This window comes from Alteromonas sp. ABH4_452, from assembly GCF_056311825.1.
Genome location: NZ_CM149973.1, coordinates 589,518 through 603,099, shown reverse-complemented (window position 1 = coordinate 603,099; position 13,582 = coordinate 589,518). Strand labels below are relative to the sequence as shown.

General features: G+C 44.8%; 11 protein-coding genes. 2 read left to right on the top strand and 9 right to left on the bottom strand.

The window, feature by feature from the left end:
* Positions 1-292 precede the first annotated feature (292 nt).
* Positions 293-1,651, bottom strand: coding sequence for a bifunctional UDP-N-acetylglucosamine diphosphorylase/glucosamine-1-phosphate N-acetyltransferase GlmU (gene glmU, locus ACYX4N_RS02630; RefSeq protein ID WP_476055528.1), 1,359 nt, complete (start codon positions 1,649-1,651; stop codon positions 293-295).
* A 232-nt stretch (positions 1,652-1,883) separates the two neighbouring features.
* On the opposite strand from glmU, the gene ACYX4N_RS02625 reads away from it, so the two are divergent.
* The gene (locus tag ACYX4N_RS02625) at positions 1,884-3,305 is read left to right on the top strand and encodes a sensor domain-containing diguanylate cyclase (RefSeq protein WP_476055527.1); all 1,422 of its coding nucleotides are present in this window, start codon (positions 1,884-1,886) and stop codon (positions 3,303-3,305) included.
* 17 nt (positions 3,306-3,322) lie between these two features.
* Here ACYX4N_RS02625 and ACYX4N_RS02620 read toward each other — a convergent pair whose 3' ends face one another.
* The 3 genes from ACYX4N_RS02620 to ACYX4N_RS02610 are packed head-to-tail and all read right to left on the bottom strand — an operon-like array spanning position 3,323 to position 6,209.
* Positions 3,323-4,207 (bottom strand): DMT family transporter, encoded by an 885-nt coding sequence (locus ACYX4N_RS02620; RefSeq protein ID WP_476055526.1) that lies wholly within the window; start codon positions 4,205-4,207, stop codon positions 3,323-3,325.
* Between the two features lie 32 nt (positions 4,208-4,239).
* Positions 4,240-4,752: a methylated-DNA--[protein]-cysteine S-methyltransferase gene (locus ACYX4N_RS02615; protein ID WP_476055525.1), complete on the bottom strand. Its 513-nt coding sequence runs from the start codon at positions 4,750-4,752 to the stop codon at positions 4,240-4,242.
* A gap of 2 nt (positions 4,753-4,754) precedes the next feature.
* The gene (locus ACYX4N_RS02610) at positions 4,755-6,209 is read right to left on the bottom strand and encodes a DNA-3-methyladenine glycosylase 2 family protein (RefSeq protein ID WP_476055524.1); all 1,455 of its coding nucleotides are present in this window, start codon (positions 6,207-6,209) and stop codon (positions 4,755-4,757) included.
* 222 nt (positions 6,210-6,431) lie between these two features.
* Here ACYX4N_RS02610 and ACYX4N_RS02605 point away from each other — a divergent pair, with 222 nt between their 5' ends.
* Positions 6,432-7,580 (top strand): serine hydrolase domain-containing protein, encoded by a 1,149-nt coding sequence (locus ACYX4N_RS02605; protein WP_476055523.1) that lies wholly within the window; start codon positions 6,432-6,434, stop codon positions 7,578-7,580.
* 74 nt (positions 7,581-7,654) lie between these two features.
* Here ACYX4N_RS02605 and speA read toward each other — a convergent pair whose 3' ends face one another.
* From speA to ACYX4N_RS02580, 5 genes are all read right to left on the bottom strand, one after another.
* A complete protein-coding gene (gene speA, locus ACYX4N_RS02600) occupies positions 7,655-9,565 on the bottom strand; it encodes a biosynthetic arginine decarboxylase (protein ID WP_474856640.1) in 1,911 nt (636 codons plus the stop codon).
* 156 nt (positions 9,566-9,721) lie between these two features.
* Positions 9,722-10,147, bottom strand: a complete 426-nt coding sequence (locus ACYX4N_RS02595; protein ID WP_476055522.1) for an arginine decarboxylase — start codon at positions 10,145-10,147, stop codon at positions 9,722-9,724.
* 187 nt (positions 10,148-10,334) lie between these two features.
* A complete protein-coding gene (locus tag ACYX4N_RS02590) occupies positions 10,335-11,723 on the bottom strand; it encodes an NAD(P)(+) transhydrogenase (Re/Si-specific) subunit beta (RefSeq protein WP_474829170.1) in 1,389 nt (462 codons plus the stop codon).
* Positions 11,724-11,734: 11 nt separating this feature from the next.
* The gene (locus tag ACYX4N_RS02585) at positions 11,735-12,016 is read right to left on the bottom strand and encodes an NAD(P) transhydrogenase subunit alpha part 2 (RefSeq protein ID WP_014951245.1); all 282 of its coding nucleotides are present in this window, start codon (positions 12,014-12,016) and stop codon (positions 11,735-11,737) included.
* 2 nt (positions 12,017-12,018) lie between these two features.
* A complete protein-coding gene (locus ACYX4N_RS02580; RefSeq protein ID WP_476055521.1) occupies positions 12,019-13,176 on the bottom strand; it encodes an NAD(P) transhydrogenase subunit alpha in 1,158 nt (385 codons plus the stop codon).
* Positions 13,177-13,582 lie beyond the last annotated feature (406 nt).

Here is a 13,582-nt window from a genome sequence, read left to right as displayed (position 1 = left end):
AATAGTAAACAACAGGTAAGTAAACACACACTATCAGTAATAATAGAGAGATAAAACCATAGATAGTTCAATATTTGAAAGAGTGTTTAAAATAGGTGGACTATTTACGTTTCCACTAACTAGGAAAGCGTTGTTTTAGGCGCTTTTATTAGCCATCGGTTCTTATCACCTTTCTGATTGAGAAATAGAGTGATGGGGCTAAAGAATAAATTGGGCCAGCAACTCACGGTTAATGGTTGCCAGCCCTAATAATTTAATTGCTGCTCACACAGCCTGTAGCAAGGAACATCTTTTACTTTTTAGTCGGACGCGGCCAATTTGGAATATTGCGCTGTTTGCCACGGGCAACGGCTAGCGCGTCTTCGTCTACGGTTGACGTAATTACTGAGCCAGCACCTACGGTAGCGCCTTTGCCAATGTTTACTGGCGCGACAAGCGACGAGTTTGAGCCGATGAAAGCATTTTCGCCGATGACGGTCTTGGACTTGTTTACACCGTCGTAGTTACAGGTAATTGTGCCTGCGCCAATGTTCGCTTTAGCACCAACTTCTGCATCGCCTAGGTAGGTTAAGTGATTCGCTTTGGCACCTTCACCTAAAATAGCCTTCTTCATTTCTACGAAGTTACCCACTTTGGCATTTTTCTGCATTACTGCGCCAGGGCGCAACCTTGCGTAAGGCCCAACTGTACAAGCTTCACCAACACTGGCTTCTTCAACAATAGAATTTGCTTCAATCACCGCGTTATCGGCAATAGTGCAGTTGCGCAGAATACAGTTAGCGCCAATAGTAACGTTACTGCCAAGCGTAACCTTGCCTTCAATAATGACGTTTACGTCTATAATGACGTCGTTACCGGTTTCTAGCTGACCGCGTAAGTCAAAACGCGCAGGGTCCAACAAGGTTACACCATTGGTCATTAGCTCGTCGGCTTGACGGTGTTGAAGCGCGCGTTCTAAGTTAGCTAACTGCAAACGGTTGTTAACGCCTTCTACTTCTACAGCAGACTGCGGCTGAGCTGACTGAATGCGCTTGCCTTCGGCCGCAGCCATTGCAATAACATCAGTAAGGTAATATTCGCCCTGAGCATTGTCGTTGCTTAACTCGCCTAACCAGCGCTTAAGATCAGCACCAGACATCATCATCATGCCGGTATTAATTTCTTTAATTTCACGCTGAGCTTCTGTAGCATCTTTGTGCTCAACTATCGCGGTAATGTTGTCATTCTCACGAATAATACGGCCCATGCCTGTAGGGTCGTCTAAATTCACAGTTAACAAAGCTAAATCACAGCCTTCCTTTGCTGCTTTTAAAGCGCTCAGTGTTTCTTCACGAATAAGTGGTGCGTCGCCAACAAGTACAAGCACATCTTCATTGTCTTTAATATGAGGTGCCGCTTGCTGAACGGCGTGACCTGTTCCTAATTGTTCGGCCTGTAAGCACCAGTTTAGGTTATCTTCAACAATTGTTTCCTTTAGCTGATCACCACCATGACCGTAAACCAAATGAATATTGTCAGCACCCAGTGATTTAACGGTGTTGATAATACGTTGCACCATAGGCACGCCACCCACTTTGTGTAACACCTTTGGCAATGAAGATTTCATACGGGTACCTTTACCCGCTGCTAAAACAACCACTGAGAAAGCCATATAATTCCTTTATTTCGCAAAGAAAATGAAAAATCGGAGCATAGTGTAACGAAGGGACAATAATATGTCAGCGATATCTTCATTTCGAGGTCGGGCCGGACAACCTTGCGTTGCGCTTTCGTTCTTCGTTATTTAGTCTAAGTTAAGACAAATCGCCTAGTAGTTCATTATTGCAACAGGTATACTCGCCATCTAGGTAAGGTTCAGCCAGGCAAGGGAGCATGCGCAGTCTGTGAACACATTTCGTACACTACATAGAAGTATTCTAGTGTTATTTGCGGTAGTGGTTATCGCCATTGTGACACTGGTTCATTTCAGTATTTCAAAAATCGTTGCCGAACAAAGTCGAGCGCAGCAACAGTCATTGTCGCCTGCTATTTCGCTTATCGTTGAGCAACTTCTTAAGCCACTACATATTTCTGAAGCACTCGGCCACTCTACCGAACTGGTAGACTTAATGGATGGTGAAACCATAGACCAAGAAGCCGTTTTCAAAACATTGGATCGTCTTGAAAATGAATTCGGTTTATCTTTTTTCATCGCCAGTGAAGCAGACAGAAAGCAATACAATTCTGATGGCAGCATTATTAACCTTATTGAAGGTGAAGTGAGCTGGTACTTCAAATACCGTGATTATCCCGCCGATGCCGTTGCCGATATTGGTAAATGGGAAGACACGCACTTTTATATTGATATAAAAATTCACGATGAAGATGGCCGCTTCTTAGGCTTTTTTGGTGTAGGAAAAAGCTTACGCAGCTTTATTGAAGTATTTGATACCTACAAACAAGAATACGGCTATGACTTCCTATTTGTAGATGGCGAGGGTGACATTATGCTGTCTTCAGACCCAAGCCTTATTGCCTCTTATTCTGATTTTACTAACTTATCTGAGCTCCCTTGGTATGCCAGTCTCCCCATGACTATTCAAAGCGAGCAAGCCTTAAATAATAAGCTAGTTACAATTGACCAAAAAGACTTCCTTATTGCCGAAGTTAAGCTGAATCAATTTGGTTGGACTGTGTTTCTTTTAAGTCCGCTTGAAGACCGTCAGGCAGAAATTTCTCAGGCGTTTATCTTTAGCGTGGTAACACTGCTTGTTGTTGTATTCTCACTGTTCTTGCTTATATACAACCTGCTGTACTATTTCAGAAAAGATATGCAGCCAGACTTAGTGGTACGCCATAGCAACCGTCTCCCTGAGAAAGACAATTTACAGCTTATTTATAAAACCTTATTGACCGAGCACAAGTCACTAAGCGTTATGCTGGTAAGCGTTGATGAACTTTCGGAAATAGTTGACGCCCATGGAGGAAACGCAGGCGACGATATTCTCGATAAAGTGGTGTCTTACCTAGCTGAGAACATCCGCGAGCAAGACGTAGTGGGTAGATGGAGTAGCGCTGAGTTTATTATTCTACTGCCTCATACTGGCCCTCACGTAGCGTTTGATATGGCGCAAAACCTGCGACACGGCATCGCTACACTCCCCCCTCTGCAAGATTTACCCGAAGTAGTAATTACTGCTTCTGTTGGTATTTCATATACTGCGTCACCTCGCGCTATGCACGAGGTAACCGCACATGCTGAAGACGCGCTTTATCAAGCTAAACGCGACGGCAGCAATTTGGTAAGAATGCAGCTGATAGACTAAATAAAGCTGGCTTCAGTTTAAGCAGGTTTAACTTTAAGGCGTTTTCGTTTGAGAACGCCTGTGGTTAGCGCCACACCAAACAAAATCATTAAGCCCCCCGCTATGGTTTGAGCTGACAAATGCTCGTGCAAGAAAAGTACGCCCCAAATAATGCCAAATAGCGGCACTAAGTAGGCGACGGTTATTGCCTTTGCCGGGCCAATATCGGCGATAAGTTTGAAATACAATATATACGCGATTCCGGTACCACCGACGGCTAGCGCCACAGCGTTTACCCATGCATTCACGCTTGGCATGGTGTCTGGCAGAGTTGCAAGTGCAAAAGGTGCTAACATAATGCTGGCCATAGCCTGGCTGCCTGTGGCCACAACTAAAGGCTTTACCCCTTGCAGCCATTTTTTCATCATACACGCTGCAATCCCATAGCCTGTTGTTGCTAAAAGTGCAGTTAAAATAGGAAGAAAGCTAATATCTCCCTCTCCAAGCTTTTGCTGACTAATAACGGTAACGCCGACAAAGCCAACAAAAAGACCAACAACCGCTGACTTTGTTAGTCTATCGCCCAACCACAGCCAAGCAACAATAGCCCCAAACATGGGTGCGGTAGCGTTCAAAATAGCGTTAACGCCTGCCTCTAAGTGCAGACTGCTGTAATTGAACAGTACAAAAGGGACGGCGGTATTTGCCAACCCGACTAGTGCTATGGCAAGCCAGTGATGCTTGATATCTCTAACCGAGCTGCGCAATAACAGCAAAGGAAACAGCACTGCCGTAGCTAGCATGGTACGAATTGCTACCAGAACATAAATTCCAAACTCTGGTGCCGCAACGCGCATAAAAATAAATGAACCGCCCCATATTCCTGCTAACACCAACAGTGAAATAATGTCTCTTATTGCCATTTTTTTATCACCATTTTCTTATAACCATTCTTTTATGACCACAGCACCCCTTGGGCTCCCTCTAAATTAAGTAAATACTGCTTTCGCGGTAAACCACCTGCGTAGCCCGTTAAGGTTTTATTACTGCCAATTATACGGTGGCAAGGCACTACAATAGCAATAGGGTTACGACCATTTGCCATACCCACGGCCCTAACGGCTTTTGGGTTGCCGATTGCCTTCGCAATGTCTAAATAACTGGCCGTTTCACCATACTTTACTTGCTGTAACACCTGCCATACTTGGTTCTGAAATACGGTGCCTTTAGGAGTAAGCGGTAAATCGAATTCCTGAAGCTGCCCATCGAAGTACGCCTTAAGCTGACGGCACGCTTTATCGGTAATTGCGTTAACGCGTGAATGCGTATGGGCGTAAGCCTCATCACCAAGAGAGTTGTGTTGCGCAGCTTCATCTGCGCTTAAAAACGCGATGGCCGTTACCCCTTCATCAGTCGCTTCAACTTTGAGCGGGCCTTGCACACTATTTACGAAACCGGTGTATATCATGGTTAAGCCTCTTTTTGCTGGTTGCTTAGCTGCCAAAGCTGAAGGGTTAAATAGCTGCGCCATGGCGCGGCCTTATCTGGCTCAATCGGATACTGCTCTGCCACTTTACGAACAATTAAATCGCCCCCAAGATAAATATCTGGGTTTCTCTCGCCACGCATTTTTAAATAATCCAGTGTCCAAGGGCCCACGCCCTTGATTGCAAGGATATCTTCATGGACTGGCATGCTATCGCCAACAAACAATTGTGCAAAGCTGCGTAACGCGTTTTTTCGCGCCTGTGGCATACGCAAAAACTCTAAATCATTGCCAACTACAGCTTCAGGTGTGGGAAAGCCGTAGTGTTCCCCCGTATCTAGACCAAAGTCGTTAGGTATAGCAGTACTTGATACCCTTTCGCCTAGCTGATGTACAAGTAGCGTTACCTGTCCAATGGCCGCTTTTACACTGACTTGCTGCCCGACAATAGCCCTGCATCCGCTTTCAAATACGCTCCACGCGCTAGGGAGGCGTAGGCCTGATGTTAACTGCTTTTGTGACAGCCCTGCCTGCATTAGGCTTTGCTCTATTAATAGTGGGTCGGCGTGAAGGTCGAGAACCAGCTTTATGTTTTCTATTACGGTATGAAGAGCGCGTAAATCGGGCATATCAATGTGAACATTGAAGCCGTTGCGCGCCTGATCATGTTCTGCTTTGAAGACACCAACACTGGACTGACTTGAAAAATAGCGCTGGTAACTGTTTTCTGTAACTAACTCCATACCTTCAATGGCGCGCGCTGCTAAAAAATCACGTACATAGGGCCAGTTATACGGAGGACGATAAGCAAGAAACAGGGATATGGATTTTTGTTCAGCGCTCTGCTTTTTCCTAAGCTGTGTCGGCGAGGTTCCGCAATATTGTTCTACAGCTCGCTGTAATTGTCTAAGCGACTGATAACCTGCGGTTACAGATACATCCGTCATAGACAAAGAAGTTTGTTGAATAAGCTGTTTTGCAAACAAAGCGCGCTGCATATTTTGAAACTGTTTAGGCGATATGCCTACCGCATTAACGACCAGCTTATTTAGGTAGCGTTCACTTATCCCTAACCGGCAGGCAATATCTGCCACACTCTCTATAGGAATGGCAGATAATAGCGATAGCCCTCGACTTACTGTTGCGCCCACGCCTTTCCAAGCCGCAGAACGAGGCGCGCTATCGGGTCTACATCGATAACAAGGTCGGTAGCCTTGCGCCATAGCCTGAATCGCATGTTCGAAATAAGTCACATTCTCTTCTTTAGGCAAGCGCGCTGGGCAAATGGGTCTACAAAAAATACCCGTCGTTTTTACTGCAACGAAAAAGCGACCGTCAAAACGCGGATCTCTGCTAAGCCTCGCCTTGGAGAACACAGTCTCAGCTAACCCTTCGCTTTCTGAAGCCTCTTCATTTTGCACAACATCGTTATCTAACATAAGTATGCAGCGCCCGCCCTTAACTCGTTACGTGAGCATAGTGTATCGTGTCTTTAATTGGTAAGTGCGACAAAATCAGCACTCTATAAAATCAGGGTTAGTATGGGTGAGTATAATTAGCGACATTTGATCATTGATGCGGCTAAACGCATAATAACGAGATAATAATAATGAACGCCCTGTGAAGTAACATTGAAGTCACAGGCACAATGAGCTGACTATATGCTGAACTCTTCGCGCTTCTCACTACTGAGCCTGGCTCCACTATGGCTATTTGCAACACTTATGGTCATAACGCAATGTGTTTCTGCTGATTGGTTAGATGACTACGCAAATCACGTTAAAAAAGAAGCGTTAAAATACAATGTTCCTGGTTATGCATTTGTCTTTTACGAACAGGGAAAAGCGCCGCGGGTTTACGTTTACGGAAAAACCCGTAAAAAAGGTGGGAAGAGCGTTACCGAGAATACAGTATTCAGGCTAGCCTCTGTTTCAAAAACCTTCACAGCCCTTCTATCTGCCAAACTTGTGGAGAAAAATCAGCTTAGCTGGGAGACCCCCATCTCCACTTTATTACCCGACATTCCTTTTACAGGAAAGGGAATGGGCGCGCTTCAGCTACAACACATTGTAGGGCAATCCAGTGGATTCATGCCTAATGCCTACGACAATCTGATTGAAGCCGACTATTCGTTAGAGCGCGTGTTGAAATCTCTTGGTGAGCTTGAACCTTTATGTGCACCTGGCGAATGTTACACCTATCAAAATGCACTTTTCGGGGCGTTGGAGTACTACTTTAGCAACAATAATACCTCGTACTCGCGCCAGCTTCAGGCAAACCTTTTCTCGCCATTAGGCATGAAGACCGCCAGCGTCGGTAAAGGCGGGTTGCTTGCTTCACAATCATGGGCACAACCTCACATTGCTATTGCTAGAAATAAATGGCGTGAAGGCAAAGTTGAAAGCAACTACTACCGCTTTTCTCCCGCTGCAGGTGTTAATGCCAGTATTTCAGATATGACCATTTATTTGCAGGCGCTGCTTGGCGAATTCCCAACGGTGATTTCTGATGAAATGGTAGATTATGTCACAACAAAACGCGTCAGAACAAAGCGTGAAACCTATCGCAGGGGCTGGCGCGGTATGATTAGCGATGCGCATTATGGTTTGGGTTGGCGTATTTATGACTTAAATGGCGTGCAGCTTAACTATCATGGCGGCTGGGTAAAAGGCTATCGCGCCGATGTAGCCTTTATGCCCGAAAGAAAAGTAGGCTATGTAATGCTGATGAACGCAGAATCAAATATGATTAATTCTACAACAGCGGAACTTTGGAAGCGCTATTTGAAAAAAGCCGACGCAGCTAAGTAGTAGCATCGGCTCTTTAAACCTGCGGAACTAAACTATTAAAGAGTAGCAGGCTCTAGATTATTTACTATTGCCTCTTATTGCTTAAGGTAAGTGTAACCCGCTAAGCAGTTTTCGTAGAAATCGGTCCAGCGAACCCCTTCGCGCGGATTCAATTTGCCGTCCCATACATGCTTATCTATCATTCGTTTAACATCTGACGCCATTGCACGCGGGTTATACTGCATAACGTTTAGCACATCTTCTACTGACGAGCCTTTTACTACTTCTTCAATGTAGAAGTCTTCCGGGTCGTCGTCGTAGCTGTAAATATGCACTTCGTTTAAGCGACCAAACAAGTTGTGCATGTCGCCCATTACGTCTTGATATGCGCCCGTTAAGAACAAACCAATGTAATAAGGTTCGTCCTTCTTAAGTGGATGCATAGGCAGTACGTCAGTAATTTCACGGCCAATCGTGAATTGATCAATTTTACCGTCGCTATCACAGGTTATATCCACTAACGAGCAATTAACCGTTGGCTCTTCATTCATGCGAATAAGCGGTACTACTGGCAGAAGCTGGTCAATAGCCCAGGTATCAGCAGCCGACTGAAACACAGAGAAATTACACAAATATTGAGACGACAAGCTGTAATCTAGCTCTTGTAGCTCTTCTGGCACATATTCTTCGTTTCGATACCACTTCTGTAGGCGTCCCATAATATCCCAGTAAAGGGTTTCTATTTTGCCTAGCTCTTCTAATGTAAGTACACGCAGCTTAAATGCATCGAGCGCTTGCTCTTTATATTGAGACGCGTCGTTGTAAATCTCATGCATGTTCGTTTGTTCGTCAAACGTATCGGCAAGTTCACGCATGTTTTTCAAAAAGAAGTGCTCGCCTTCTTTCGCAGACGTATCCAGTTGCGAAGCATTAGATTTAATCTCGCCCACAATTTCTGTAATAACGCAGCTGTGATGCGCAGTGATTGCACGCCCGCTTTCACTTACCAAATGCGGATGTGGTACACCTTCAAGATCGCACATTTCCTTCATGCCATAGACAACGTCGGCGACATATTCTTGCATGCTGTAGTTACGCGAAGACTCATTCGTTGAGTTACTGCCGTCGTAGTCGATACCAAGACCACCGCCTACATCAACATAGTCCAGCTCGAAGCCCATTTTATGAAGGTCGGCATAAATACGCGCGCCTTCGGTAACCGCTTCTTTTACTGCACGTATATCGGTTAGCTGACTGCCAATATGGAAGTGAAGCAGCTTCAAGCAATGGGCCATACCCTGTTCTTCAAGGTAGCGAGCTGCGTTAATGATCTCGGTAATGGTCAAACCGAATTTCGCACGTTCTCCACCAGAGCTTTCCCACTTACCACGACCTTTCACGGTCATTTTAGAGCGCACACCGATAATAGGGTCGATGTTAAGCTCTTTTGAAATTTTAACGAGTAAAAGCAGCTCGGTGTACTTCTCCACTACCACAACCACTCGACGACCAAGCTTTCTACCTAACAGTGCAAGACGCATTACTTCGTCGTCTTTATAACCGTTTAGAATGGTCAACGACTCTTCGTTGGTATTCATGGCAAGTACGGTAAGAAGCTCGGCTTTAGAACCGGCCTCCAACCCGTAATTATAAGGCTTGCCTGCATCAACAATCTCTTCAACCACTTCACGCATTTGGTTAACTTTTACCGGATACACACCTTGGTACTGGCCTTGGTATTCGGCTTCTTCGATTGAGCTTCTGAAAGCTTTGTTCAATCCGGCAACTTGCGAGCGTAAAATGTCGTGGAATCGCACTACAACGGGAAACTGTACGCCTTCTTTGCGGATATCTTCTATTACCGAATTAAAGTCGATTCGAATGCTAGGATCTTCAGGAACAGGGGTAATATGGACATTGCCATTTTCGCCAATTTGAAAATAGCCACCGCCCCATTGAGACACGCCATAGACGCGCTCCGCTTCTTCGATGCTCCAATCTGACAATTTATTCACCTATGTGTAAGTGGGCTAGGTTTATACCTAGCAAAGTAAGTGCGAAAATAAGCAGCGTATTATAGACAACACAAGGCTGAACGCGAGAGTTGTTGCGATGTAAAATATCTATTGTCGCGACTAATTTTGTTTATCGAACGCTAACTTTTAAGTGTCTATCCATGTTTGAACATAGTCTATAACTATCTTGTCTGCTTTTGCTTCACAATACGCTATAAACTTTGAGATATTTTGAGTACGCTCAAGCTCAAAACCCAGATTAATTTGCGGCGATTTAAAAAACTTCTGCGCAATATGTTCAGCATCAGTCTCATCATCTTCTAACCATGTCTCGCTAAGCTGGTTTCGCCTATCTAGCTTTATCGGCGCTTTTATTTGATTGAAAGAATCTGAATTGGGAGTCTGCCAGCCGCGCATGTCTACAAATAGGTGGAAGGGCCTGCCCTTGCGGGTTTTCAAGCATTCGGAAAGTTTAGCAAGGTACTGAATGTTTGTAGACATATCCCACTTGCCACGAAGTGTGACCAAAATACAATTTCTGAATGGCTCAATATGAAAAGGGGTCGTAGACATTTATTCGTACATCTCTATGACTATATGAATAATAAACTCAACTGCTATAGCTCCTACATAGTAGAGTTGAAAAGCTTAAACTACAACTAAAGTTGAATACATTGTGATTACGTTTCATACTCAAAAAGTAAAAAGACCTGCATTTACGCAGGTCTTTAAACGTTGTTAATAGAAGATAGACGCCGTATTAATCGTCCCCGAACTCACGAATAATACTGTTGATGGTGTCTTTAGCGTCACCTAGCACCATGCGCGTGTTATCTTTGAAAAACAGCGGGTTATCTACACCAGCAAAACCGGCATTCGCAGAACGCTTAAGTACAAAGACGGTTTTTGCACGATGGGCTTCGATAACTGGCATTCCGTAAATAGGGCTGCCTTTCATTTCTTTGGCCGCAGGGTTAACCACATCGTTCGCGCCGATAACGATAACCACATCATAGTTTTCCATACGCGGGTTAACGTCATCCATCTCGTAAAGTTGGTCATAAGGCACGTCAGCTTCTGCCAATAACACGTTCATGTGACCCGGCATACGCCCCGCCACCGCGTGAATGGCGTAATCTACCGTACAGCCGTTTTCTTCTAATAGAGACTGAAGCTCACGTACCGCGTGCTGCGCTTGCGCAACCGCCATACCGTAGCCAGGCACTACCAGTACTGCTTGCGCGGCCTCTAATACATAAAATGCATCTTGCGCGGCCAATACTTTAATTTCGCCTTCTATTTTTTCACCCGCTTCTACTGGCTTCGCAAAGCCAGACAACAGCACATTCATCAGTGAGCGGTTCATTGCCTTACACATAATATTGGTAAGAATTAAGCCTGAAGCCCCAACCAATAGGCCCGTAACAATCAATATTGTGTTACCAGTAGCCAAGCCTGCCGCCGACGCGGCAACGCCCGAGTAGCTGTTCAAAAGTGCGATAACCACCGGCATATCTGCACCACCAATTGAAATGGTAGCCCATAAGCCAAAGCTTAATGACAACGCGATTGCACAGTATATCCAAAGTGGGTTGCTTGGATCGGTAGTGAAGAAATAGCCAATCACTACCATGCCAATTAGGTGCAAGATACTTAGCTCGCGAAGCCCTGTGAAAATAACCGCTTTAGAACTCATTTTCCCGGACAATTTACCCCAGGCTACCACCGAGCCTGAGAATGTAATCCCCCCCACTAAGATAGTGAAAAACAGGGTAATAAAGGTAAACGCGCTTTCAGTTTTAAGGGTAATCAGGCTCATTCCGGCTAATGTTGCCCAACCCAGAAGCAATGACGCTGCGCCACCAAAGCCATTAAATAACGACACCATTTCCGGCATTGCCGTCATTTCAACGGTCTTAGCTTTCCACGCACCAAAAGCGCCGCCAATTACAAAACCTAACAGAATATAGTGGTAGCTAATAATTTGCTGATCAAGCAGGGTAACAACCACAGCAACCAGCATACCTATGGCAGAGATGAAGTTACCTTTCTTAGCAGTATCTGGATGGCTAAGTAATTTAAGACCCAAGATAAATAGCGCCGCAGCAACTACATACGCAAGGTTTATTACAGTTACGATATCACTCACTTGCGTACTCCTTATTTATCTTTTTTCTTAAACATGCCAAGCATGCGGTCGGTAACAAGATAACCGCCCACTACGTTTATGCTGGCTAGCGCCACCGCGGCCGTACCAAGAATGGTGGTTAGCAAGTTATTGTCGCTACCCGATGCGACTAATGCGCCTACTAACGTAATACCTGATATAGCGTTAGAGCCTGACATCAAAGGCGTATGTAACGTAGCAGGCACTTTTCGAATTAACTCAAAACCCAAAAAAGCAGCCAGTAGCACAATGAAAAGTAAATAGATGATTTCCATAATTAGGCTCCTTTGTATGCGTTGTTAAGCATGTCGTTAGTTATCTTGCCGTCGTGGGTAATTACACAGCCGGCTAGAATGTCGTCTTCCAGATTCAGCCCAAAAGTTTTGGTTTCATCATCAAAGAACTCATCCACAAGGTTATAGATGTTATTGGCGTACATATCGCTGGCCGCTTTAGCCACAAACTGACTCCAGTTACCGTTACCGATTACCTTTACACCGTTAATTTCAACTGTTTCGCCAGCAACCGAACCTTCAACATTACCACCCGATGTAGCCGCCATATCTACAACCACACTGCCAGGCTTCATTAGTGCTAAGGTATCTTTTGAAATTAGTACAGGTGGTTTGCGTCCAAATAGTTGAGCAGTAGTTATAACGATGTCAGAGTCAGCAATGGCGTCGCGCTGGGCTTCTTGCTGCTTTGCTTTTTGTTCGTCTGTCAGTTCTTTTGCATAACCGTCTTTCGTTTGGCCTGTTTCACCAATGTCGATTTTAAGGAATTTGCCACCAAGTGACTCTACTTGCTCTGCCACTACCGCACGGGTGTCGTAAGCTAGCACGTTTGCGCCTAAACGTTTCGCCGTTGCTATTGCTTGAAGGCCCGCTACGCCTGCACCAATAATAAACACCTTCGCAGGCTTTATGGTACCTGACGGTGTCATCATCATAGGGAGTATTGATGGCAACTGGTTCGCTGCCTGCATTACCATGACATAACCTGCAAGACTGGCTTGCGAGCTCAATGCGTCCATTTTCTGAGCGCGAGATGAGCGTGGAATCATTTCTACAGAAATGGCGGTCAGCCCTTTTTCTGCAATAGATTCAATAAGCGGTTGCTGAAAGAAAGGGTCAAGATGGCCTACCACAATGGCCCCTTTTTTCATCAACGCTAGCTGTGCATCGGTGGGTTTGTTCACCGCCACCAGCATATCTGCTGTTGATAATGCATCATTCACATCATCGATGACAGTTACGCCTGCATCTTTGTATTCTTTATCTGAATACCCTGAGTGTACGCCCGCCCCCGCTTCTAGCAGTAAGGTCGCCCCTTTTTTCACCAGACGCTGTGCACTACTAGGTGTAGCCGCACATCGCTTCTCCACATTATTTAGCGGATCTGGCGCTTTTGACTCATTTAATATTATGATTTTCACACGCTTCTCCTCACATTCCGGCTATCCGAGAATGACACCCTTTAAACAGTACTAAGCCATTTTATTCACTTATGCCTAGCATTCTCTAGCGAAATCAAAAACAGAACAGGCAATTCCTGTATTTATTTTGCTTCGAATAGCACCCCTTATTCCGCTTATTTTTCAAGCGAAACTGCGGCAAAGCTACGCTATATGGGCATACATCACTAGTATCATTTACTTACGAGTCATAACTAATATTTATATAGAAATGGCATACAGGCGATAAATGAAGTAGATAAAGAAGCATTTATTCTGTGAATACATTAATAATTGTGCATTTTTTAAACACACGTAAAGGTGGATTACGCTAATCGATGTCGAAGAAATCACGCCTTTTAAATAAGGTGACTCAATTAATTTAAAA